The following is a 22,418-nucleotide window of genomic DNA, read 5'->3' on the forward strand; positions in this document are numbered from 1 at the left end:
GAGATATAGAAGACCATCTCCTGAAATAGGCAGACTGGGTACGATCGCCCACATGGCGGACGCGTCCCGTCGTCCGGGCAGACCGCGCGACACCAGCATCGACGAACGGGCACTCGTCGCCGCGCGCGAACTGCTCGCCGAGCAAGGATTCGAAGCGACGACAATCCAGGCCGTGGCGGTGCGGTCGGGTGTGCACGCGTCGGCGATCTATCGAAGGTGGTCATCCCGGATCGAGCTGATCGAGGACGCCGCCTTCCCCATGGAAAGTCCGTTGAAGGTAAGCCCCACCGGAGACCTCCGAGAGGATCTGCGCCGCTTCATCCGCGCGTACACAGACACGTTCAGCGATCCGGCGACCCGTGCGGCGGCGGGGCCTCTGCTGGCGCATCGCCGGTCCGACGCCGGCCACGGCGCCGCCTACCAGCGGGTGTCGGTGCGGCCACAGTTCTTCGCAATCCTGGAATCGGCACCACCGGGCACCGTCGATCCGACGCTCGACCCCAACGATGTGTTCGACATGCTCCTCGGAGCCGTATGGACGCGCATCGTCGTGCCGATCACGGACTCCCGACCCGACCCGGTCGAGCGGACGGTGGAGATGATCGTGCGAATGCTGCGACCCGTGAACGACGAGAAGTAAGCAGGGTGAATGTAAAGCTCGCAGCCCCAGTGGATGATCACCGGGGCTGCGAGCACTACATCAGGGCTGCGAGGTTCGTCAGACGCGTCCGGATTCCCGCAGGGCTCCGAGCGCATCGATACGAGCAACCGCATCGGTCATGATCCGGTCGATCAACTCTGCACAGCTCGGCAGGTCGTCGACCATGCCCACGACCTGACCCGAGGCGAGCACACCGGCTTCGGTATTGCCTTCGACGAGACCGGCTTTGAGCAGCATGGGGGTATTGGCGGCCATGATGATCTGCTGCCAGGTACGGTCGCTCGCCTTCTTCATGGCGAGTCCGTCCTTGACCAGCGTGGACCACTTCATGCCGGTCATCGACTTGAACTTCGTCGCGTTCCGTGCCGCTGCGACGAGCCCCTTGGCGTAGCTGGACTTCTCGAGGCTGTTCACCAGTTCGGTGTTGAGGACGCGGTGTGGCATTCCGTCGACCTTGAGGGACACGGTGGTGTCCTGCAGACCGCGAGCGAGATACTGCTGCTTGACCGAATCCGGCACGGCGCTGTCGCTGGTGAGTAAGAACCTCGTGCCCATCGCGACACCGGCCGCACCGTACGTCAGTGCTGCGGCGAGACCGCGACCGTCGAAGAAACCGCCCGCAGCGATGACCGGGATGTCGACGGCGTCGAGCACGCTGGGCAGCAGCAACGTGGTGGCGACGGGCCCGGTGTGACCACCGCCCTCACCGCCCTGCACGATCACCGCATCCGCACCCCACGACGCGACCTTCACCGCATGCTTGGCTGCGCCGATCGACGGGACCACGACGATGCCGTGATCCTTGAGCTTTGCGATGAGTTCCTTCTTGGGAGCCAGCGCGAACGACGCAACCTTGACGTTCTCGCGGATCAACAGGTCGATACGTTCTCCCGCGTCCGACGCATCGGCACGCATGTTCACACCGAACGGCTTGTCGGTGAGCGACTTCGTCTTCGCCACTGCCGCTTCGAGTTCGGGGTAGGTCATCGTCGCCGAGGCGAGGATTCCCAGACCGCCCGCATTCGACGTCGCTGCGGTCAGACGCGGACCCGACACCCACCCCATGCCCGTCTGGACGATGGGGTGCTCGATGCCGACGAGTTCGGTCAGCGGAGTACGCAGCAGGGCTTTTCCGCCACCGGAAGTCACAGCGAGACCTCGCGATCGCGCAGGCTCTTCGGGTCGATGACCTCGCGGATCAGTCGCAGTTCTTCGGCGGTCGGCTCGCGGGTGACGCCTGCCTCGGCGAGGCCGGCGACCTCGAACGACGTGTTCGCGGCGACGGTCTCCGCGTCGACGCCCGGATGCAGTGTGACGGCGCGGAACGAGTGGTCCGGCCCACCGAAGTCGAACACACCGAGGTTGGTGACCACGCGGGGGATCTCGAGGAAACGGAACGCGGGGTTCTCGGGGTCGATCTTGTCGTAGCCCACGCCACACACGATGTCGACCTTGTGGGTGAAGACGCGGGTCGAGTGCTTGCCCACCCAGTAGCTGGTGGCGTGGTTGATGGTGTTACCCGGGGCGCCGCGCACACCGAACATCTGTCGCGTCGGTTTTTGCAGGTCGTCGCCGAAGGCGGAGAGGTTCTGGTTGCCGTGCCGGTCGATCTGGTTGGCGCCCATCACCACGTGCCTGCGTCCGGATGCGACGACGTCGAACACCTTGCGGAACGGCATCCACCCCTCGACCGGGGCCTTCGCGCCGAGCGCGGGCACCTCGGCAAGAATCAGTGCCTCGCCGTCGGTGATCACCAGGTCGGGTTCGGTGGTGAGCTTGGCCAGACGCGCACCGATCTGCGGGAGCGTCGCCATCGGGCTGGCGACGATTTCGCCTGCACCGGAAAAGATCTCGGCGCATGCGATTGCGCAGTACTCGGCGCGGGTCACAGTGTCGGTGGTGGTCATGCCTGCTCCTCTGCGAACTTCTTGACGGCGGCCTGGTAGTCCTCTTCGGATCCGGAGAGGAACCGGTCGACGAAGGCCTGCCACGACTCGGGGGTCTTGGCGGCCTCGGCGTAGTGACGCTGGAACTTCTCGTCGCGACCGTACGAGTCGCCTGCGAGCGTGAAGTGGGCACCGTTCGGTGCTTCGACGACACCGTCGACCATCAGACGGCTCAGCAACAGCTGCTGCAGCGGAACTTCCTTGACCAGTTGCTCGGTTTCGACGATCTTCTCCACGGAGACGTATCGTTTCTCGGCGGCCATGCAGTAGAGATCGTCGAAGTACGGGTCGACGCCCTGGTAGCCGGCGTTGCCGTGCTTGTCGCCGATGTTGAGGTGCACGAAAGAAGCGTCGAGGTTCAGCGCGGGCATTGCGATCAGGGTCTCGCGCTTCCCGGATTCGTCGGCGTAGGGGGAGGTGACGGTCTGCAGTTCGTCGCCCCAGAAGCTCTGCACGTCGGAGCCGAGGCCTGCGCGGATCGGTAGGAACGGCAGGCGCGCGGCGGCCGCTTCGAGGCCGCACTTGACCATGCCCTCATCCATTTCGCGGGCGACGAGATCACCGGAGGTGCGGGCCTTGGCGAACCACGGGTCGTACAACGGCGCCGAGTCGAGCGACACGAAGCCGTAGTACGCCTTCTTGACCTTGCCCGCAGAGCACAGCAGCCCCAGGTCGGGACCACCGTAGGTCACGACGGTCAGGTCTTTGAGGTCCGAACGCGCAATTGCGCGGACGAATGCCATGGGCTTGCGGCGTGATCCCCAGCCGCCCAGGCCGATGGTCATTCCGCTGCGCAGTTCGCCGACAGCCTCGTCGAGCGACATCCTCTTGTCACGCATGAGTGTTCAAGCTCCTTCTCGTACTGCTCAGTTCCTGGACCGCCCAGTTCTCTGTACGGCTCAGTTCTCTGTACGGCTCAGTGGTTGCTTCGGGGCTTGCCCGTGGCGACGAACTCGTCGCGGTGCTCGTCGGCGACACCGGCGAGGTTCAGTTCGAAGGTGAAGCCCTGTTCGATGCGGTAGGCGGTCTTCACGTCGACCGGGTCGATCCGGTTGATGGCTTCCTTGGCGCGGCGAATGACGCGCGTGTCCTTGGCGGCGATCATCCCGGCGACTTCGCGTGCGGCGGCGTCGAGTTCGTCGCGCGGCACCACCTTGTAGACAGACCCGAAATGCTCGAGTTGCTGGGCAGTGACGTTCTGCGCGGTGTAATACAGGGTGCGCATCAGGTGCTGGGGGACGAGGCGTGCGAGGTGGGTTGCAGCTCCGAGCGCGCCGCGGTCGACCTCGGGAAGGCCGAATACGGCGTCGTCGGAAGCGACGATCACATCGGCGTTGCCTACAAGCCCGATGCCCCCTCCGACGCAGAAGCCGTTGACCGCGACGACGACGGGGACCTCGCAGTCGTAGACCGCGGCGAATGCGGCGGCGCAGCCATGATTGGCGGCGATGAGAGCATCGAAGCCTTCGGTGGCCTGCATTTCCTTGATGTCGACGCCGGCGTTGAAGCCGCGACCCTCGGCGCGCAGGACGACGACGTGCGTGCTCATGTCCTTGCCTGCGGCCACGATGGCGTCGGCCAGCTCGAACCATGCGGCGGAGGGGAGAGCGTTCACGGGCGGGAAGTCGACGGTGACCGTGGTGATCCCTGCGCCGTCGGAGGTGGAGGTGATGCCCATGGCATTTTCCTAACGTCGGTACCGAACCAAGCGATTGCTTGGTAAGTTAGCACATGCCTGTTCCAGGGCACAGTGACTCGGGGTCGCGCCTCAGTACCCGGGCAGGTCGTCGCCGGGAAAGCGGCGTCGAACGATCTTGCCGGTGGTGTTGCGAGGCAGCAGATTCCGGGTGAGGCGCCAGCGGGTCGGCACTTTGAAGTAGGCAAGATGATCGGCAATGTAGGCCGTCAGTTCTTCCTTGGTCGCGTCCGAACCAGGGTTCAGAACGACAACCGCGCACACTTCCTGACCCCACTCGGGATGGGACAGGCCACTGACCAGGCATTCACGGACCGCAGGATGGTCGCCGAGGACTCGCTCGACCTCCGACGGGTAGATCGATTCGCCGTTCTGTTCGATGAGATCGGCCCGCCGGCCCAGGAGCCGTAGCCGACCACCCTCGACGACGCCGTAGTCACCCGTCCGCAGCCAGCGGTCGGCGGTGATCGTCTGCGCGGTGGCCTCGGCGTCGTCCCAGTACCCGAGCATCACGAACGGGCTGCGCACGCACACCTCGCCGGGTTGACCGTCGGGAAGCCATCCTCCGTGCTGGTCACGGATCTCGAGGCTCACCGTGATCACCGGCTCGCCGACAGTGCCCGGATACTTGTCGAGTGATGCGGCGGTTGCGGCCGTGATCGAGGTACTGCATTCGGTGATCGTGTAACTGTCGACGAGGGCATGACTGCCGAAGGGCAATCGCTCGCGGATTCGTTGCTTGAACTCGGGGGTCGTCGGTTCCGAGGACAACGTGAACCCGATCAGTGAGGTGAGGTCGTACTGGTCGAGATCTTCTGTTTCGAGCATCCGCGCCGCCATCGACGGAACGGCATTCCAGTGGGTGACCTCTTCGCTTTCGATCAGTTCCAGCACGGGTCGGATTCCGAGCCAACCCTGGTTCATGACGACGGTGCTGCCGGTCGCGAGGCGGGGCACAACGGTGTTGTGCAGGCTGGTGATGTGGCACAGCGAGGAAGTGAGCAGGTGGCGGGTATCCGACGGGACGCCGTGCGCATACTGCCCACCGGTCCAGGCGGCGGTAATGGCATCGGAATAACGGTGATAATCGGCCACCGCCAGCAGATTCCGCTGCGAGTGCAACGCCCCCTTCGGTTCGCCACTCGTGCCGGAGGTGTACAGGAGTACAGCGGGGTCGTCCTCGTCCACTCTCGGCGGGGGTGGTTGCGCGCCGGCGAACTCTGCGATCAAGCGCGGCAGATCCTCCTCGATCGTGAGCACGATCGTGTCGGTCACGCCCATGGCGGCCGTGGTTTCGGCTCGCTGCTCATCCACGATCACCACCCGGGGGCGCGAGCACCTGATCCCGAATTCGATCTCGGGCCGCACCCACCACGCGTTGAGTCCCACGGTGATCGCCCCCAGCGCCTGCGTCGCCCAGAAAGCAGTGACCCATTCGGGCCGATTCGCCGACAGGATCGCGACTCGGTCGCCGACCGAAACTCCGTAACGTTCGCGCAGCGCCGCGGCGAGCGCGTAGGCCTCGCGCGCATGCTCGGCAAATGTGATTCGGCGCTCCGACGTCACGAGATACTCTCGGTCCCCCCACACGAGCGACTGCGACAGCAGGTCGGCGACGGCCCGGCCACGGTTCTTCATCACCGGCATCTCGGTGCCCAGTACCTCGTCCATGACGATTTCGAAGGCGCCACCTCGACCGGTGAGACGAGAAATGAGCTGGTCCAGGAACGGCCGCGGATCCGACGGGACGGTCACAAGAGCTCTCCCCTCCTCGACGGCGCTTGTGTGTCGCGAAAGGCTCTCATGCTCCCGACCACGACCTTCGAATGTACCGGTGAGTGAGATCCCGGGCAGGAGCGGTCGGGGACCCACTTAGCCTGCTCACAGTGGAGAAAGGACCGACCACAATATGACCGTCACCGAAGAATCGTCGACCGCTCGTTGGCGCGGCGTAGAACTGGGTACACGCACCGTCCGCTACGACGAGAGCGACGCGATCCTGTATGCACTCGCGGTGGGCGCGCCCGCCACGGATCTCGACCTCGTGTTCGAGGATCGGCTCAGGGTACTCCCGACGTTCGCCCTCACACTCGCACAGTGGGCACCCGACGAACTCGGTGCTCGCGGCGGGTTCGATACCCGCACCGCCGTGCACGGCGCGCAGTACCTCGAGGTTCGCGCGCCGCTTCCACGCTCGGGTGAGCTCACGTTGTCGGCCAAGGTCGGCGAAGTGTGGGACAAGGGCCGCGCGGCGGTATTCGAGGTACTTGTCGAATCGGAGTTCTTCGTCGCAACGTGGTCGCTGTTCGCGCCGGGCGCGGGCGGCTTCGGTGGCGAACGCGGACCGTCGGCAGCGCCGGCGCCCGAAGGTGCACCGGACCGGACGGCCACTCTGACCACCCGTGAGGACCAGGCTGCGCTGTACCGGTTGACCGGCGACCGGCACCACATCCATATCGATCCCGAGGCGGCTGCACACATCGGGCAGCCTCGCCCGATCATGCACGGGCTGTGCACGCTCGCCGCATCGACGATCCCGTTGGCACGCGCGGTCGGCGCGCATCCGGCGGACCTGACGTCGTTGTCCGGACGCTTTGCTGCACCCGCGTTCCCCGGCAACGATCACGAGCTCCGCATCTGGGGCGAGAGCACCGACCTGCAATTCGACGTCCGTGCAGGCGACAACGCCGTGGTATCGGGTGGGCGTGCGACGTTCGCCTGACCGCATTCGCACACGGCCGGAATCTTCTGGAGGAAAAAGTTGGACACGTTCGCCGAAGTAGTGCGTTCCCGCAAGGGTGACGACAAGATCGGTCTCCGGTTCGAGGACCGGCAATGGACCTGGGATCAGGTGATTCAGGAGAGCGCCGAGCGTGCGGCCGCGCTCGCCGCCGCTGTCGGTGAACCCGCGGGTCGTGGTCGGCATGTCGGCGTGTTGCTCGAGAACGTGCCGGACTTCGTGTTCTGGATCGGCGCCGGTGCGCTCGCCGGAGCCGTGGTCGTGGGTCTCAACGCGAGCCGTAGCGGACCGGAGATCGCCGACGACATCCGTCAGGCCGACGTGGACTTCGTCGTCACCGAAGCGCGCCTTGCGCACCTGGTGAACGGTACCGACCACGGCCTGTCCGCAGACCGGATTCTCGACATCGACTCGCCCGACTACCTGCGTTTTCTCGAACCGCATCGTGGTGCCGACCTGCCCGACACCGTCCCCGCACCCGACGACATCGCCCTCCTGTTGTTCAGCTCCGGGTCGACGGGCAGGCCGAAGGCTGTCATCGTCACGCAGGGCAGGCTCGGGCGCCTCCTCGACGCCCTGGTCGAGCGCACCCGGATGCGCCGGGATTCGGTGGCGTATCTGTGTATGCCGCTGTTCCACGGCAATGCGGTGATGCTGAACCTCGGCACTGCGATGCGCGTCGGAGCGACCGTCGGTCTCATCCGGAAGTTCTCTGCCAGCAAGTTCTCCGACGATATCCACCGTTACGGTGCGACCTTCGTCAACTATGTCGGACGCGCGCTGTCGTACGTGCTGAACAAAGCGGAAGACCCGCGTGACCGCAACGGGACACTCGAGGTGGCCTTCGGTACCGAAGCGTCCGAGGTGGACATTGCCCGGTTCACCGAGCGATTCGGGTGCACTGTGATCGAGGGCTACGGCTCTAGCGAGGGCGTCCTCAGGATCAACCGCACCCCCGGCTCCCCGGCCGGGTCGATCGGTACTGCGGCGAATGGAGCCGATGCACGGGTCATCAACGAGGAGACAGGCGAGGAATGTCCCCCCGCGCAGTTCGATGAGGCCGGCCGGCTGCTCAACTCCGAAGCGGTCGGACAGATCGTCGCGATCGGCGGCGCGGCCGCGTTCGAGGGCTATTACAAGAATCCGGGTGCCACTTCCGAGCGGGTGAAGGGCGACGACTTCTGGACCGGTGACCTCGCATATCGCGACGCCGACGGGTTCTTCTATTTCGCCGGTCGCGCATCGGATTGGCTGCGCGTGGACAGCGAGAACTTCTCGGCCGCACCGGTCGAGCGCATCCTGGTCCGGATCCCCGGGATCCTGTCGGCTCCGGTGTTCGCGGTACCGGACCCGGCGACGGGCGACCAGGTGATGTGTGCAGTCGAGCTCGACGCAGGCGCGGCGTTCGATCCTCAGGTTTTCGGGCAGACGCTCGCCGAGCAGCCCGACATGGGCGACAAGTGGTGGCCGCGCTTCGTGCGCGTGACAGATCACCTCCCGCTCACCGGCAGTAACAAGATCGACAAGGCACCGCTGCGGGCCGCCGCATGGAACACCGCCGACCCGGTGTATGTCCGGGTGGGGCGCACTCGCGAATACGTGCTGCTCGACGACGCGGGGCGCACACAGATCGAACGCGACTTCACCGAGCAGGGCAGGGCGGCTCTGCTTCCGGCACCGTTCGTCTCCGCCTAGCCGTGGCAGGGAGAGACGGTCTCACCGAGCGGGACCTGCAGCTCGGCGGTGACCTCGCTCACCTACCGTGACGTTCATACAGCCCCACCAGGACTTGTCTCACAGCCTGTGACGAGTCCGCGCCGCGAACGGAACACTCTGTTCCGCTCACTCGATCACTACTTCCGAAAGGACGGACGACCGTGAGCCTGGATACTTCCGGTAACACCGAAATCCGCGAAATCGTCGTCGGTTCCGCTCCCACCCGCTTCGCCCGCGGGTGGCACTGCCTCGGACTGGCGGAATCCTTCAAGGACGGCAAGCCACATTCCATCGAGGCGTTCGGCACGAAACTCGTTGCTTGGGCCGATTCCAACGGAGAGCTGAAGGTCCTCGACGGATACTGCCGTCACATGGGCGGCGACCTGTCGCAGGGCACCGTCAAGGGCGACAACATCGCCTGCCCCTTCCACGACTGGCGGTGGGGTGGAAACGGTCGTTGCAAGGACATTCCGTATGCCCGTCGTGTTCCTCCGATCGCCAAGACCCGCGCGTGGACCACACTCGAACAGGACGGTCTGTTCTTCGTCTGGCACGACCCCGAGGGCAACCCGCCGCCTGCGGACGTCACGATTCCCCGGATCGAAGGCGCGACCAGCGACGAGTGGACCGACTGGATCTGGTACACCACCGAGGTCGATACCAACTGCCGCGAGATCATCGACAACATCGTCGACATGGCGCATTTCTTCTACGTGCACTACTCGTTCCCGACGTTCTTCAAGAACATCTTCGAAGGCCACGTCGCGACGCAGGTCATGAGGGGTCAGGCCCGGCCGGACATGCGTCCGAATACCGAGGGACAGCCGAAGATGCTCGGCAGCCACTCGGAGGCGTCGTACTTCGGTCCGTCGTTCATGATCGACGATCTGAAGTACGAGTACGAGGGCTACGACATCGAATCGGTGCTCCTCAACTGCCACTACCCGGTCTCCGCCGACAAGTTCGTGCTCATGTACGGGATGATCGTCAAGAAGTCGGATCGTCTCGAAGGTGATGCCGCCCTCAAGACGGCGCAGCAGTTCGGCACCTTCATCGCGCGTGGGTTCGAGCAGGATGTCGAGATCTGGAAGAACAAGACCCGGATCGAGAATCCGCTGCTGTGCGAGGAAGACGGCCCGGTTTACCAGCTGCGACGCTGGTACGAGCAGTTCTACGTCGACGCCGCCGAGGTGAAGCCGGAGATGACCGACCGTTTCGAATTCGAGATGGACACCACCCGCCCGGTCGCAGCCTGGATGAAGGAAGTCGAAGCCAACATGGCAGCGAGGACGGCGGGTGCTGACGGCCGGACCGAACCCGCAGGCGCAGAGAAGACCGATGCAGCCCCTTCGGTGTAACGACTGCATGGCGCAGGTGCTGGTGAAGAAGAACAGCTGGGAACACACCGAGATCCAGTGGGACCAGCGGGCGCGTGAGCAGTGCCGCGAGTCCGGGGCCGGGGCGGATACGTCCCGGCGCCCTGGCGCGCCACGACCGACGTGCCCGTCGATGCTTGCCGCCATTACCCGCGCTGCCGCGGAGGGGCTGATCGATGTGGTCGACGACGCGCCGGTTCCGGCCCCGATTCTCCACTAGTCATTGCCGCCGGATGACCGGTACCACAACACTTCTCGAAGGATTCTGATGACCGAAACCCAATCGATCGACCGCGCTCGGTACGGACAGTGGGCGGTGATCGCCGGTGGCTCCGAGGGTGTCGGCGCGGCTTTCGCCGACGAACTCGCCCGTGCCGGGTTCGACCTGCTGCTCATTGCACGCAAGCCGGAACCACTCGAAGAGACCGCCGCGAAGGTGCGTGCGCACGGCGTGGAGGTGCGCACGCTGTCCCTCGATCTGCTCGCGGCCGACGCCGTCGACACGATCCGGTCGGCGACTGCCGACCTCGAGGTGGGCCTGTTCATCTTCAATGCCGGCGCCAACAGCTACGGCCACGAGTTCGTCACCGGCGACCTCGACGGCTTCCGCGGCGTGATCGAGCTGAACGTGCATCGGCAGATCGAGCTGTCGCAGTTGTTCGGTGCGCGCATGAAGGAGATGGGCCGCGGTGGAATCATGCTGCTCGGCTCCCTGGCCGGCTACATGGGCTCGGAACACCAGAGCATCTACGCGGCGTCGAAGGCATTCAGCCGGGTCTTCGCGGAAAGCCTGTGGCTCGAACTCGAACCGTACAACGTGCACGTGCTCGAGCTCATCCTCGGTGTCACCCGTACGCCCGCCATGGAGCGCGCGGGCCTGAACTTCGATATCCCGGGCATGTTGGTGGCGGAGCCGGAGGACGTGGCCCGCGAGGGTCTCGAGCATCTGGCAGACGGTCCGGTGTGGGTTGCGGGCGGCAACTACGATGCGGCGGTCAAGCGCAGCGGGTTCCCGCGCGACAAGATGGTCCTCGGTGCCGCGAAGGCGATGCGGGCACTGCTGAACCGCTGATACACGACGAACGGAAAGGCCGGCGAGGTGAACACCTCGCCGGCCTTTCCCGTTGGTTCTGCGATTGGTTCGATCAGAACTCGATTTCGATGCGATCGCTGATCGGACGGGCCTGGCACGCGAGTACGTACCCGCTGGCGACGTCCTCGTCGTCGAGGATCGCGGATTCGGGCATGTCGACCTTGCCGGACACGACAGTGCATGCGCACGAACCGCATTCGCCCTCGCGGCACGAGTAGGGCACGTCGAGGCCCTTGGAGAGCATGACGTCGACGAGGGTTGCGGACCGCGGCCAGGACAGTTCGTGATCGTCGCCGTCGAGACTCACCTGCACAGATGAAGTCTCCTCGTCGTCCGCTACGTCGATCGGGGCGATCTCGGCGAAGGGATCCCCGGTGAGGGATGTGAACACCTCGGCGTGGATCCGATCCGACGGCAGCCCGGCAGCTCCGAGACCTTCGCGTACCGCGTCCATGAAGGGCTGCGGACCGCACATGTACGCGTGATGCTCGGCGTACGGCGAGAACAGAGTGCTGAGCTGACCCGCGACCGGTCTGCCCTGCACGGTTTCGAGCCAGTGCAGCACGGTGAAGGCACCCGGGTAGCGGATCGCCAGGTCGCGCAGTTCCTGCGCGAAGATGACGGAGTTCTCGTCGCGGTTGGCATAGAACACGACGATGTCGCGGTTGCCTGCCGCGAGCGCCGACTTGAGAATCGACATCACCGGCGTGATTCCGCTGCCCGCTGCGCACAGCAGCAGCTTGTCGTCGAGACTGCTCGGGGTGAACACACCCGCCGGCGGCAGCACCACGAGCTCGTCACCCGAAGAAACGTTGTCGCACAGCCAGTTCGACCCGTAACCGTCGACGGTGCGCTTGACCGTCACCTTGAGCTGTTCGTCGCTGTGCGGTGAGCTCGCGAGTGAGTAGCACCGTGCCACCGAGCCCGTCCGATCGCTCGGGATGCGGAGAGTCAGGAACTGGCCGGGCTTGTAGGTGAAGCGGTCGCTCTGATCTGCGGGGATGTCGAAGACCAGAGAAACCGCGTCGGCGGTCTCCTGTACGACAGCGGCCACGGTGACCGCCACCGCGCGCGTGCTCACCGGCGTCTGAACGGATGTCATCGTGGCTTCCTTAAAATGCGGGAAAAGGTGTATGGATCACGGTAATGGGAACACCGACAACGACGAACGGCCCTCCCGATGGTTGGGACACCAAGCAGGAGAGCCGAAGTCGAGTGAAGGTGATCCGGGTGCGCTCAGGTGAGGGTGCCCTCGTGCACCGATCGGTCGAACTCCGGTAGTGCAGATCCGTCGCGGAGCTTGGTTGCCAGCGCGGGATCGGCGAGATGGAGGCGGCCGATGGCGATGAGGTCGAATTCCTCGCCGGAGAGCCTACGTTCGAGCTCGGGGATGTTGTCGGCGGTGGGAGCAGTCCCCGAGGTTCGGCTTTCGCGCAGACTCGCCCCGAGACCGACACTGCCCACGGCCATCGACAGTGCGCCGGTCAGCTTCTTGGCCCACCCGGCAAGGGACAGATCGCTACCCTCGAAGACGGTCGCGTCGAAGCGACGGATGCTCGCGTCGAAGACGTCGACGCCTGCTTCGGCCAGCGCCGAGAGGATGATCTGGAGCTCCTCGGGCGTCTGCGCGATCCGTGCGTGGTAGTCCTGCTGCTTGTGCTGGGAGAAGCGGAAGAAGATCGGTGTGTCGTCGCCGACCGCGTCTCGGACGGACGCCACCACGGCGGCGGGGAATCGGGTGCGCCGTTCGAGGTCGCCGCCCCAGTGGTCGTCGCGCCGGTTGGTGGAGTCCCACAGGAACGAGTCGAGCAGATAACCGTGGCCGCCGTGCAGGGCAATGCCGTCGAACCCGACCTCCCGGGCGTTACGGGCGGCCTCAGTGTAGGCGGCGATGACGTCGGCGATGTCCTCCTCGGTCATGGCGCGGCACGGTTCACCAGCCCGCGCGACATATTCATCGGAGTAGGAGGTCAGACCGACCTCGCCCCACACGCCGGACGGTCGCATGGGGGTGAGGGCGGGGTCGACTGCGGAGGTCATCGCACCCCAGAGCGGTCCGACATGCCACAGCTGCGGGATGATCCGGCCGCCTTCTGCGTGTACCGCATCGACGACGCGCTGCCAGCCCTCGAGTGCGTCGTCGCCGTGCATGCGGGGCACGCGCGGGTTGTCCACCGCCGTGGGATGCCCGATGGCGGTGCCCTCGGTGATGATCAGCCCGGTACCGCCCGCTGCCCGTCGCCGGTAGTACTCGGCGACGTCGGCCCCGGGTACTCCGCCGGGCGAGTACGAGCGTGTCATCGGTGACATCACGATGCGGTTGGGCAGTTCGAGGGTCCGGATCGACAGGGGGCGGAACAGGGGAGACAGCGTTCGGGTCATCGGTGCGGTGCTCTTTCGTCGGTATCGGGCAGAGATGGCGTGTCGAACGCAGCGCCGATCTCGGGTGCGAGATCGCGCAGCGCATACAACTGGTCGCAGTAGTGCTCGACGCCGGTCGCGGAGATGGCCGCGCCCACGATCGTCGCTCCTGCTCGCCTACGGCGGTCGAGTGCGCGCAGAGTCTGCTCGCGTGAACCGAGCGGATCGAGGGGCCTGCCGGTAGCGAGTACGACCTCGAACCGGGGCGGGAGGTTCGCTTTCGCCAGCATCGTCTCGGTCTGTTCCATGGTGAGTCCGAACGGTAGCCAGCCGTCGCCGAGGGTTGTCGCACGTCGTAGGGATCGGGCTGTGCGCCCGCCGATCCAGAACGGAACGTGCGGCTGGATCGCATGCGGCCGGACCTGGATATCGGCGAAATCGTAGTAGGTGCCGTGGAACTCGGGGGTCGGCGTCGACATGCAGGAGCGCAGGGCGGCGAGTGCTTCGTCGGCGCGTGCGCCGCGGTCGGCGAAGGGCGCTCCGAGGAGGTCGAATTCTGCCTCGAGGCTTCCGACTCCCAGCCCGAGGATGAGCCTGCCGCCGCTGACGGTGTCGAGAGTTCCGTAGCGCTTCGCGATCTCGAGCGGGTGGTGATAGCCGAGGACGAGGACCCTGGTGTTGAGCCGGATCCGTGAGGTGCGCGCGGCGAGGTAGCCGAAGGTTGCGAGGGGGTCCCAGTAGGTGCCGCCGCGTTCGGCTGCGACGTCGGTCGGTACGGCAACATGTTCGCTGCAGGTGAGGTGATGGAATCCGAGGCTGTCCGCTGTTTCCGCGATACGTGCGAGTTCGGCGATGCCGGCATCGCGTTCCCACTCGGCGAGTGTTGCCGGGTGGCCTATCACCACGGGTGATGTGATCCCTATATGCATCCGATCGATCACCTCGAACCGATTCTGGCGCGGCAGCGCGGGGTGGGCAGGTGCTCGTCCTGTTCGACTTTTCTACCGGTCGAACCGGGGTGGTTCGCGTGATCTCCTGCTCAGTGGGATGTATCGGAGTTGCCTTCGGTGAGGCGGATTCGGTGAGTGGACGACGAAGTGCGCAGAACTCTTACTTGTGTTATCGGCACCTGCTGGGTGATACTAGTCACGTCGGCACAAGAATGAATTTCAGTTTTTCTTGTTTGCCCAGGTAGAAGCAAGGTTCGGAGAGGGAGAGACGATGGTCCAGTCCACAGAGATGCAGGCCGTTACAGTGCAGAGCACGACCGTGCAGGACACGTCGGAGTCCAAGCGTGAACTCCCGGCATCGATGGTCGAGCGCATGACTCTGATCCTCGACGCATTCGACGGCGCCGGTTCGCGCCTGACCCTCGAAGAGGTGGCGTGCCGCACCGGACTGCCCCGCTCGACCGTCCACCGCATCCTCGACCAGATGGTCCGCCTCGAATGGGTCGACCACGCCTCGTTCGGCTACTGCCTCGGGCGCCGCGCGAAATCCCTCGGCGCAAGCGACAACGGACACAGCCGCATCCGTGAGGCCGCGGCGCCGCTTCTCCACGAACTCCACCTGCAGACCGGCATGGTCGCGCACCTCGCCGTCCTCGACCGCGGCGACTGCATCTATCTCGACAAGGTCGGCGGCCAGCTCGCCGTCACGCTCACCTCCCGTGTCGGCGGCCGCGTCCCCGCCTACATCACCGCGTGCGGCAAGGCGATCCTCGCCGGCCTCGAGCCCGAGCAGGTCGACGCGTTCTACGGCACCCATCTCGTGCGTCGCACCGAACGCACGATCCCCGACCTCGGCACCCTCCATCAGGAACTCGGCCGTATCCGGCAGCGTCACGGACTGGCCTTCGAAACCGGCGAAGCCCAGAACGGCATGGCATGCGTGGGGGCAGCAGTGCGGAGCCCGGCAGGCCCGGTCGCGGGAATCTCCCTGTGCGGACCCGCGCGCCCCGGCCATCTCGAGCGTGTGGCGCCGTTGGTGGCCGACGCTGCCCGCGACATCTCCCGCATCCTCCATCCTGAACTCGGTACCCCGCGCCGCGCCCGTCGCACCGCCGCCGAGCCCGCGCCGTCGTGGTCGCCGCAGGCGATGGAACGCTTGGTCGCCACCCAGGCCGGGCAGTGGATGTAGGCCCGCCCCCGGCTCGGATGCAAGCGAAATCGTCTCGTTGACTGGGAGCCCCGGCGCAATGTGAAGGGAATCACTGGAAATGTCGAGGATATGACGACAGAACTGACGCAAGAAGGCACCGCACGCGAACTCACGACCGATCGCGGAGTGCTTCGCTACCACGAAGCCGGAGACGGCCCGCCGCTCCTGCTGCTGCACGGTTCGGGCCCGGGCGTGACGGGATGGCGGAACTACCGCGGTGTCCTCGCCGACTTCGCGGAGCACTACCGTTGCCTCGTCCTCGAATTCCCCGGCTTCGGCGTCAGCGATCCGTGTGAGGGCCACCCGATGGCGATGGCCAAGTTCGCCGTCAAGGACTTCCTCGACGGTCTCGGCCTGTCCGACGTCGCGATCATCGGCAATTCGATGGGTGGCATCGTCGCAACCCAGTTCGCCCTCGCCGAACCCGAGCGAGTGAACAAGCTCGTCACGATCGGCGGCGCCGGACGCTCGGTGTTCGCACCCTCGCCGGGCGAGGGCATCCGGTTGCTCATGGAGTTCACCGACGATCCGACCCGCGAGAAGCTGGTTCGCTGGCTGCGCTCGATGGTCTTCGACCCCGCGATCCTCACCGAGGAACTCATCGAGGAGCGGTGGTCACTGGCCACCGAGCCGAAGACCCTCGAGATCGCCCGTCGCATGTACGGCACCGCGGCATTCACGGCAGGCGCACGCGCCGCTGCCTCCTCGAACGAGACGCCGTACTGGGCTCAGCTCGGCAAGATCAAGGTCCCCACCCTGCTCACCTGGGGTCGCGACGACCGCGTCAGCCCGGTCGACATGGCGATGCTGCCGATGCGCGAACTCGCACACGGTGAACTGCACGTATTCCCGAACTGCGGGCACTGGACCATGATCGAAGCCCGCGAGGCGTGGCTGGCAACTGTCCTCGCCTTCCTGAAGAGGCACGACGCCTGATCCGCCGAACGCCGCGCGGCTCACTGAACTCCCGCTGAGCGGAAAATTCACGCAAGGCGGTCGCGGATCCTCCACGGTAGAGAGCATCGCCAGGTCGAGACGGTAAGCGGCCTGACAACATCCCGCCCGGCAGCCTCCGGGCGTCACATCAGAAAGCTGGAGAGAAAATGGGACAGGTTCTCGACTCCATCTCGCCGTTCGCCGACGAGATCCGTGCCGACGGTGCAGAAGGCGACCAGCTCATGCGCCTGACCGACCGCAGTGCCAAGCGGCTCAGGGACGCAGGCGTCATCCGCATGCTGCAGCCCAAGGAGTTCGGCGGCCTCGAAGCGCACCCGCGCGAGTTCGCCGAGACCGCCATGGCGCTCGGCGCGATGGACGGGGCGACCGGTTGGGTCAGCGGCATCGTCGGTGTGCATCCGTGGGAGATGGCGTTCTTCGATCCCAAGGCTCAGCAGGAGGTCTGGGGCGAGGATCCCGACACCTGGATCGCGTCGCCGTATGCCCCGATGGGTGTGGCCACCCCCGTCGACGGTGGGTACATCCTCAATGGCCGCTGGTCGTTCTCATCGGGTACCGACCACTGCCAGTGGGTGATGATCGGTGCGGCCATCGGCGACAAGGACGGCAACCGCCTCAATCCGCCGCAGGCCCTGCACGTGCTGCTTCCGCGGTCGGATTACGAGATCGACCAGGACAGCTGGAACGTGGTCGGGCTGCGTGGCACGGGCTCGAAGGACCTGATCGTCAAGGATGCGTTCCTCCCCGAGTACCGCACCCTGTCGGCTGCACGTGTCATGGGTGGCGTTGCATGGAAGGATGCTGGGCGGGACGAGACGCTCTACAAGTTCCCGTTCTCGTGCATCTTCCCCCTCGGCATCACGTCGTCGCTCGTGGGCATCGCGCAGGGCGCGCTCGATTGCTACATCGAGACGCAGCGCGAGCGCGTCACCGTGTCCGGAACCGCGATCAAGCAAGACCCCTACGTGCTCTCCGCACTCGGCGACGCGGCCGCCGAGATTGCGGCGTCGCGCGCGGCTCTGCTCGAGACGGTGGACCGTTTCTGGGATATGACCGAGAAGGGGCAGGAAGTCACGTTCGAACAGCGGGCGATCGGCCGCCGCACCCAGACCGCTGCCGCGTGGCGCGCGGTGCGCGCCGTCGACGAGATCTTCTCCCGCGCGGGTGGTGGAGCCCTCCAGCTGAGCAATCCGCTGCAGCGCTTCTGGCGCGACGCACACGCGGGTCTCAGCCACGCCATCCACGTACCCGGATCCATTTTCCACGCGGCAACCCTCACGCAGCTCGGTGGCGAGCCTGAGGGCGCGATGCGCGGAATGATCTAGAACCTCTTGAATCCCCTACTGCGAAGGAATATTCGGACATGACGGATATCCGGGCCCTGGGCTATCTCAGGATCCAGACCACGGACATCGCTCGGTGGCGCGAGCTCGTCGTCGACGGGCTCGGTATGGCGGTCGGCAACGGACCCGAGGAAGACGGTCTCTATCTGCGGATCGACGAACGTCGGTCGCGGCTGATCGTGCTGCCCGGCGACACCGACAAGGCACTCGCCGTGGGCTGGGAGGTGCGCGACCAGTTCGCCCTGCAGCGTGTGCGTGAGGCTGTCGAGAAGGCCGGCATCGAGGTGCAACTGCTCTCGGAAGACGAGGCGCTCTACCGCGACGCCGAGCAGGTCATCGCGTTCGACGATCCGGGGGGAACCCGCGTCGAGGTCTTCTTCGGGCCGGTCCTCGACCACAGCCCGGTCGTGACCCCGCACGGCGGCCGTTTCCACACAGGCGAAGAAGGCCTCGGACACGTTGTCCTGCCGGTCGCGAACTTCGACGCGGAGTACTCCTTCTACACCGAGGTGCTCGGCTTCCTGCCGCGCGGCGCCATCCGCGTCGGCGGACCGGCCGCGAAGCCGCCGTACCGTCGGGTGCGGTTCCTCGGTGTCAACCGTCGTCACCACAGCCTCGCGATGTGCCCGGCACCTCCGAGTGAAGTGCCGGGACTCGTGCACATGATGCTCGAGGTCGACACCCTCGATGCCGTCGGGCAGGCCCTCGACCGCGTTAGGAAGCTCGGCTTCTCGATCTCGTCGACCCTGGGCAGGCACACGAACGACAAGATGGTCTCGTTCTACGTGCGCGCTCCGGGAGGCTGGGACATCGAGTTCGGCACGGAGGGCATGCTCGTCGACGAAACCTTCTACACCGCAGAAGAAATCACCGCCGACAGCTACTGGGGCCACGACTGGTCCGAATCGGAACCGCTCGCGGCGTTCGCGCCGCCCGAGAAGAACTGATCCGGCAAGAGCCGACGCTGTACCCGACGATGCCACGACCGCTGCGCGGCGTGGCATCGTCCACATTCACCGACAGGAGTTCGACATGGGCAGCGACGTACTGACGGCCGTGCGCGCGTTGCTTCCGGACATCGCCGAGCGGGCCGCCACAATCGACGAGACCAGGCGAGTCCCGGACGACGTGGTCGACGCACTCTCGTCGACCGGCGTGTTCCGGATGCTGCAGCCGCGCCGCTACGGCGGCACCGAGACCGACCCGGTCCGGTTCTACGAAGTGGTGCGGGAAGTATCTGCGGCGTGCGGCTCCAGCGGATGGATCACCTCGGTGCTCGGCGTTCATCCGTGGCACCTGGCGTTGTTCGACGACCGCGCCCAGTACGACGTGTGGGGTGACGGCCCCGGGACACTCGTAAGTTCGGCATACGCGCCGGTCGGACAGCTGAGCCCGGTGGACGGAGGCTACGAGCTTTCCGGCACGTGGATGTTCTCCTCCGGCTGCGAATACGCCTCGTGGGCACTGCTCGGCGCTGTCGTCACCGGGCCGGAGGGACGGCCTGTCAGCTTCATGACCGCCCTCGTGCCGCGCATCGACTACGGGATTCGCGACGTGTGGAATGTGGTCGGGATGCGCGGCACTTGCAGTAACGAGATCACCGTCGACCGGGTATTCGTGCCCGAGTACCGGGTCAAGAGCAACTTCGAGACCGCGAACCTGCGTGGTCCGGGTCAGAAGGTCAACACCGGCCCCCTGTACCGGCTTCCGTTCGGCGCATTGTTCGGAACGACGGTGAGTATGCCCATCGTCGGAGTGGTCGACGGCTGTTACGAGCACTATCTCGCCGCGATGCGCGAACGTGTCCGATTGAGCTTGGGCGGCGGACGATTCGTCGACGACCCGTTCGCACAGACCGCGGTGGGTCGTGCCGCCTCCGAGATCGACGCCGCGATCCTGCAGACCACCCGCAATCTATCTGAACTGTGGGAACACGCGGTCGATGGCAGGGAGATCCCGATGATGTTGCGCGCGCGTGCCCGCCGCGATCAGGTGCGGGCGACCGAACGTGCCGTCGAGGCGATCGATCTGTTGTTCAAGACGGCCGGGGGCTCATCGCTGTTCCTGGGAAACCTGGTCGAACGGGCCTGGCGTGACGCACACGCCGGAAGCATGCACGTTGCGAACGAACCGGAACGTGCACTGGCGCACTATGGCCGGGCCGCGTTCGGATTGCCGGTCGAAGACAACCTGCTGTGACATCACCGAACTACAGACGAACGAAAGAGAGTGTCCCCTTGAGTAACCCGGATGTCCGGCCGGTCCCGGCCGACAGCATCGAAACATGGGACCATGTTGCCGACGTGGTCATTGCGGGATTCGGTATCGCCGGTGTTGCCGCGGCGATCGGAGCGGCAGAGAGCGGAGCCGACGTGCTTGTGCTCGAACGCACCGGTGGTGGTGGAGGTGCCGCAGCACTGTCCGGCGGGATCGTCTATCTCGGTGGCGGCACCCGGCTGCAGAAGGCGTGCGGCATCGACGACACACCCGCGAACATGAAGGCGTTCCTCGCCTCGGCTCTCGGCCCGGGGGTCGACGAGCAGAAACTCGACGCGTACTGCGACGGAAGTGTCGCGCATTTCGAATGGCTCGAAGCGTGTGGAGTGCCCTACAAGGAAGGGTTCTGGAATCAACCGGGCTGGGAGATTCCGAACGACGATTCGCTGATGTACAGCGGTGGAGAGAACGCCGCGCCGTTCTCCGCACGCGTCGCTCCGGCGCCCCGCGGTCATCTCGCGCAGGTGCCCATGCCTCGCAACGGTGAGCAGGGCGCAGGCCATGTCCTGATGACCGCACTCATCGCGAAGGCAGGCGAACTCGGCGTCCGCGTCGAAACCGATGTGCGGATGCAGCGCCTCGTCACCGATGCCGACGGCAGGGTCGTGGGACTTGTGACGACCCGGTTCGGCAAGCAGGTCACTGCGCGCGCCCGCAAAGGCGTCGTCCTCGCGACCGGATCGTTCGCCTACAACGACGAGATGATGCAGGCGTACGCCCCTCGCCTCTACAAGCGCCCTGCTGCGACGGTCGAGGAGCACGACGGACGCGGAATTCTCGTCGCACAGGCCCTCGGCGCAGGGCTCGCCCACATGGATGCGTGCGAGGTCGCGTTCTTCTGCGACCCTCAGTTGATGGCGCGCGGAATCCTGGTCAACGGTCGTGGCCAGCGGTACGTGCAGGAGGACACCTATCCGGGTCGGATCGGGCAGCTCACGTTGTTCGAGAACGACAATCAGGCGTTCCTCATCATCGATCAGGAGTCGTACGAGGACGGGATGGCGGCGCCCAGCTCCAGCCCTCAACTCAAACGCCAGCCGACGTGGGTGTGTGAGACGATCGACGAGCTCGAATCCGAAATGGGGCTTCCTGCAGGATCTCTCACGTCGACCGTGGAGATGTACAACCGGCACGCTGCCGAGGGCTCGGATCCGGTGCTGGGCAAGAAGCCCGAGTGGGTCGCGCCGATCGGTTCACCGGTGGCGGCGATCGACCTCCGCGGAAACACGGGAGGCTTCACGCTCGGCGGGCTGCGGACGTCGGTCGATTCCGAGGTCCAACACGTCGACGGCACTCCCATCCCGGGCCTGTACGCGGCGGGACGATGCACGTCGGGGCTCTCCGCATTCGGCTACTGCAGCGGGATTTCGCTCGGGGACGGCAGCTTCTTCGGACGTCGCGCCGGTATCCACGCCGCTGCCTCGTAGAACCTGGTCGCAGCAGGTGCGGGCCGTCGGCGCGGCCCGCACCGTTGTCAGTCGCCGAGCCCGAACGCGCCGCGATAGAACACCATGGGGCGTTCGTCCTCGAAGCATTCGAGTTCCAGTACCCGGCCGATGACGACGTCGTGGTCGCCAGCGGTGTGCACGTCGTGGACCTCGCAGTGTGCGCGCATGAGAACGCCCGGGAGCGAGGGGGTGCCCCAGCGCGACAACTCCCAGTCGAGGCCGTCGAACTTCGTGCCACGCGAGGACCCGAAACGCCCGCACAGGTCGGACTGCTCTTCTCCGAGCACGTTGATGGCGAAGCGTCCCGTCGGGCGGATCCGCGGCCAGGCGCGACCACGATGGTCTGCGCAGAACAGGATCAGCGGCGGTTCGAGCGACACCGACGCGAACGACTGGCAGGCGAAGCCGATCGGCCCGTCCTCGTCGAGGCCGGTGACGACGGTGACTCCGGTCGCGAAGCGGCCCATCGCATTGCGCATGTCGAGCGGACCGGGGAGCTCGGGTTCTGCTCCGAGGACCTGCGTCAGGGTCTGGGTGTACATGCGCCTCAACTCCGATTCATCTCGGGTCGCCTCGTTCCGGCGACGTTCGCGTGCCATGAATGTATGGACGACCCGTAATCCACCCACGATGCATTCTCGCTG

General features: G+C 65.7%; 21 protein-coding genes. 12 read left to right on the forward strand and 9 right to left on the reverse strand.

From position 1 onward, the window contains the following. Window positions 1-52 precede the first annotated feature (52 nt). Entirely contained in the window at window positions 53-640 is a 588-nt protein-coding gene (locus ACSYG9_RS13250; RefSeq protein WP_440122972.1) for a TetR/AcrR family transcriptional regulator C-terminal ligand-binding domain-containing protein, read from the forward strand. Window positions 641-718: 78 nt separating this feature from the next. Here ACSYG9_RS13250 and ACSYG9_RS13255 read toward each other — a convergent pair whose 3' ends face one another. The 5 genes from ACSYG9_RS13255 to ACSYG9_RS13275 all read right to left on the reverse strand — a co-directional run bounded on the left by ACSYG9_RS13255 (window position 719) and on the right by ACSYG9_RS13275 (window position 6,058). Continuing rightward, window positions 719-1,786 (reverse strand): nitronate monooxygenase, encoded by a 1,068-nt coding sequence (locus tag ACSYG9_RS13255; protein ID WP_440127649.1) that lies wholly within the window; start codon window positions 1,784-1,786, stop codon window positions 719-721. Window positions 1,787-1,806: 20 nt separating this feature from the next. Further along, complete coding sequence (locus ACSYG9_RS13260; RefSeq protein WP_440122973.1) at window positions 1,807-2,568, reverse strand: CoA-transferase subunit beta; 762 nt, start codon at window positions 2,566-2,568, stop codon at window positions 1,807-1,809. Next, complete coding sequence (locus tag ACSYG9_RS13265) at window positions 2,565-3,446, reverse strand: CoA transferase subunit A (RefSeq protein WP_454842784.1); 882 nt, start codon at window positions 3,444-3,446, stop codon at window positions 2,565-2,567. Before ACSYG9_RS13265 ends, ACSYG9_RS13260 begins: the two co-directional genes overlap by 4 nt. A 77-nt stretch (window positions 3,447-3,523) precedes the next feature. Further along, window positions 3,524-4,285 (reverse strand): (7aS)-7a-methyl-1,5-dioxo-2,3,5,6,7,7a-hexahydro-1H-indene-carboxyl-CoA hydrolase, encoded by a 762-nt coding sequence (gene echA20 / locus ACSYG9_RS13270; protein ID WP_440122975.1) that lies wholly within the window; start codon window positions 4,283-4,285, stop codon window positions 3,524-3,526. Window positions 4,286-4,375: 90 nt separating this feature from the next. Further along, window positions 4,376-6,058 carry an AMP-binding protein gene (locus tag ACSYG9_RS13275; protein WP_440122976.1) on the reverse strand — a complete coding sequence of 561 codons (1,683 nt, stop codon included), beginning with the start codon at window positions 6,056-6,058 and terminating at the stop codon, window positions 4,376-4,378. Between the two features lie 154 nt (window positions 6,059-6,212). On the opposite strand from ACSYG9_RS13275, the gene ACSYG9_RS13280 reads away from it, so the two are divergent. The 5 genes from ACSYG9_RS13280 (at window position 6,213) to ACSYG9_RS13300 (ending at window position 11,207) form a co-directional block, all read left to right on the forward strand. Next, window positions 6,213-7,025, forward strand: a complete 813-nt coding sequence (locus tag ACSYG9_RS13280; protein WP_454842786.1) for a MaoC/PaaZ C-terminal domain-containing protein — start codon at window positions 6,213-6,215, stop codon at window positions 7,023-7,025. A gap of 39 nt (window positions 7,026-7,064) precedes the next feature. Continuing rightward, window positions 7,065-8,738, forward strand: coding sequence for an AMP-binding protein (locus ACSYG9_RS13285; protein ID WP_440122978.1), 1,674 nt, complete (start codon window positions 7,065-7,067; stop codon window positions 8,736-8,738). A gap of 182 nt (window positions 8,739-8,920) precedes the next feature. Continuing rightward, window positions 8,921-10,117, forward strand: a complete 1,197-nt coding sequence (locus ACSYG9_RS13290) for a Rieske 2Fe-2S domain-containing protein (protein ID WP_440122979.1) — start codon at window positions 8,921-8,923, stop codon at window positions 10,115-10,117. After that, window positions 10,098-10,355, forward strand: a complete 258-nt coding sequence (locus tag ACSYG9_RS13295) for a hypothetical protein (protein WP_454842787.1) — start codon at window positions 10,098-10,100, stop codon at window positions 10,353-10,355. Before ACSYG9_RS13290 ends, ACSYG9_RS13295 begins: the two co-directional genes overlap by 20 nt. 48 nt (window positions 10,356-10,403) lie before the next feature. Further along, window positions 10,404-11,207 carry an SDR family NAD(P)-dependent oxidoreductase gene (locus tag ACSYG9_RS13300; protein ID WP_440122981.1) on the forward strand — a complete coding sequence of 268 codons (804 nt, stop codon included), beginning with the start codon at window positions 10,404-10,406 and terminating at the stop codon, window positions 11,205-11,207. Between the two features lie 73 nt (window positions 11,208-11,280). On the opposite strand, the gene ACSYG9_RS13305 is transcribed toward ACSYG9_RS13300, so the two are convergent. The 3 genes from ACSYG9_RS13305 to ACSYG9_RS13315 all read right to left on the reverse strand — a co-directional run bounded on the left by ACSYG9_RS13305 (window position 11,281) and on the right by ACSYG9_RS13315 (window position 14,518). Continuing rightward, a complete protein-coding gene (locus tag ACSYG9_RS13305) occupies window positions 11,281-12,330 on the reverse strand; it encodes a 2Fe-2S iron-sulfur cluster-binding protein (RefSeq protein WP_454842788.1) in 1,050 nt (349 codons plus the stop codon). A gap of 134 nt (window positions 12,331-12,464) precedes the next feature. Beyond that, window positions 12,465-13,610: an NADH:flavin oxidoreductase gene (locus ACSYG9_RS13310; RefSeq protein WP_440122983.1), complete on the reverse strand. Its 1,146-nt coding sequence runs from the start codon at window positions 13,608-13,610 to the stop codon at window positions 12,465-12,467. Next, window positions 13,607-14,518 carry an LLM class F420-dependent oxidoreductase gene (locus tag ACSYG9_RS13315; RefSeq protein ID WP_454842789.1) on the reverse strand — a complete coding sequence of 304 codons (912 nt, stop codon included), beginning with the start codon at window positions 14,516-14,518 and terminating at the stop codon, window positions 13,607-13,609. The genes ACSYG9_RS13310 and ACSYG9_RS13315 overlap by 4 nt, the downstream gene beginning before the upstream one ends. A 310-nt stretch (window positions 14,519-14,828) precedes the next feature. Between ACSYG9_RS13315 and ACSYG9_RS13320 the strand changes: the two genes are divergently transcribed. The 6 genes from ACSYG9_RS13320 to ACSYG9_RS13345 all read left to right on the forward strand — a co-directional run bounded on the left by ACSYG9_RS13320 (window position 14,829) and on the right by ACSYG9_RS13345 (window position 21,753). Beyond that, window positions 14,829-15,728 (forward strand): IclR family transcriptional regulator domain-containing protein, encoded by a 900-nt coding sequence (locus ACSYG9_RS13320; RefSeq protein ID WP_440127650.1) that lies wholly within the window; start codon window positions 14,829-14,831, stop codon window positions 15,726-15,728. Window positions 15,729-15,818: 90 nt separating this feature from the next. Next, window positions 15,819-16,685, forward strand: a complete 867-nt coding sequence (locus ACSYG9_RS13325) for an alpha/beta fold hydrolase (protein WP_440122985.1) — start codon at window positions 15,819-15,821, stop codon at window positions 16,683-16,685. 167 nt (window positions 16,686-16,852) lie between these two features. Further along, window positions 16,853-18,031: an acyl-CoA dehydrogenase family protein gene (locus ACSYG9_RS13330; protein ID WP_454842790.1), complete on the forward strand. Its 1,179-nt coding sequence runs from the start codon at window positions 16,853-16,855 to the stop codon at window positions 18,029-18,031. 38 nt (window positions 18,032-18,069) lie between these two features. Then, the gene (bphC, locus tag ACSYG9_RS13335) at window positions 18,070-18,996 is read left to right on the forward strand and encodes a biphenyl-2,3-diol 1,2-dioxygenase (protein ID WP_454842791.1); all 927 of its coding nucleotides are present in this window, start codon (window positions 18,070-18,072) and stop codon (window positions 18,994-18,996) included. Between the two features lie 85 nt (window positions 18,997-19,081). Continuing rightward, window positions 19,082-20,248, forward strand: coding sequence for a 3-hydroxy-9,10-secoandrosta-1,3,5(10)-triene-9,17-dione monooxygenase oxygenase subunit (hsaA, locus tag ACSYG9_RS13340; protein ID WP_440122988.1), 1,167 nt, complete (start codon window positions 19,082-19,084; stop codon window positions 20,246-20,248). Window positions 20,249-20,286: 38 nt separating this feature from the next. Then, on the forward strand, window positions 20,287-21,753 hold the full coding sequence (locus ACSYG9_RS13345; protein ID WP_440122989.1) for an FAD-dependent oxidoreductase: 1,467 nt from the start codon (window positions 20,287-20,289) through the stop codon (window positions 21,751-21,753). Window positions 21,754-21,800: 47 nt separating this feature from the next. On the opposite strand, the gene ACSYG9_RS13350 is transcribed toward ACSYG9_RS13345, so the two are convergent. Next, on the reverse strand, window positions 21,801-22,316 hold the full coding sequence (locus tag ACSYG9_RS13350; RefSeq protein ID WP_440122990.1) for a flavin reductase: 516 nt from the start codon (window positions 22,314-22,316) through the stop codon (window positions 21,801-21,803). Window positions 22,317-22,418 lie beyond the last annotated feature (102 nt).

It is taken from the genome of Rhodococcus sp. SJ-2 (assembly GCF_053750035.1).

Bases quoted from the DNA above. Each gene is read 5' to 3' on its own strand.
- bphC (WP_454842791.1), top strand. From the start codon at position 18,070: ATGACGGATATCCGGGCCCTGGGCTATCTCAGGATCCAGACCACGGAC.
- echA20 (WP_440122975.1), bottom strand. From the start codon at position 4,285: ATGGGCATCACCTCCACCTCCGACGGCGCAGGGATCACCACGGTCACC.
- hsaA (WP_440122988.1), top strand. From the start codon at position 19,082: ATGGGCAGCGACGTACTGACGGCCGTGCGCGCGTTGCTTCCGGACATC.
- ACSYG9_RS13300 (WP_440122981.1), top strand. From the start codon at position 10,404: ATGACCGAAACCCAATCGATCGACCGCGCTCGGTACGGACAGTGGGCG.
- ACSYG9_RS13350 (WP_440122990.1), bottom strand. From the start codon at position 22,316: ATGTACACCCAGACCCTGACGCAGGTCCTCGGAGCAGAACCCGAGCTC.
- ACSYG9_RS13280 (WP_454842786.1), top strand. From the start codon at position 6,213: ATGACCGTCACCGAAGAATCGTCGACCGCTCGTTGGCGCGGCGTAGAA.
- ACSYG9_RS13315 (WP_454842789.1), bottom strand. From the start codon at position 14,518: ATGCATATAGGGATCACATCACCCGTGGTGATAGGCCACCCGGCAACA.
- ACSYG9_RS13265 (WP_454842784.1), bottom strand. From the start codon at position 3,446: ATGCGTGACAAGAGGATGTCGCTCGACGAGGCTGTCGGCGAACTGCGC.
- ACSYG9_RS13320 (WP_440127650.1), top strand. From the start codon at position 14,829: ATGCAGGCCGTTACAGTGCAGAGCACGACCGTGCAGGACACGTCGGAG.
- ACSYG9_RS13330 (WP_454842790.1), top strand. From the start codon at position 16,853: ATGGGACAGGTTCTCGACTCCATCTCGCCGTTCGCCGACGAGATCCGT.
- ACSYG9_RS13310 (WP_440122983.1), bottom strand. From the start codon at position 13,610: ATGACCCGAACGCTGTCTCCCCTGTTCCGCCCCCTGTCGATCCGGACC.
- ACSYG9_RS13295 (WP_454842787.1), top strand. From the start codon at position 10,098: ATGCAGCCCCTTCGGTGTAACGACTGCATGGCGCAGGTGCTGGTGAAG.
- ACSYG9_RS13260 (WP_440122973.1), bottom strand. From the start codon at position 2,568: ATGACCACCACCGACACTGTGACCCGCGCCGAGTACTGCGCAATCGCA.
- ACSYG9_RS13305 (WP_454842788.1), bottom strand. From the start codon at position 12,330: ATGACATCCGTTCAGACGCCGGTGAGCACGCGCGCGGTGGCGGTCACC.
- ACSYG9_RS13250 (WP_440122972.1), top strand. From the start codon at position 53: ATGGCGGACGCGTCCCGTCGTCCGGGCAGACCGCGCGACACCAGCATC.
- ACSYG9_RS13325 (WP_440122985.1), top strand. From the start codon at position 15,819: ATGACGACAGAACTGACGCAAGAAGGCACCGCACGCGAACTCACGACC.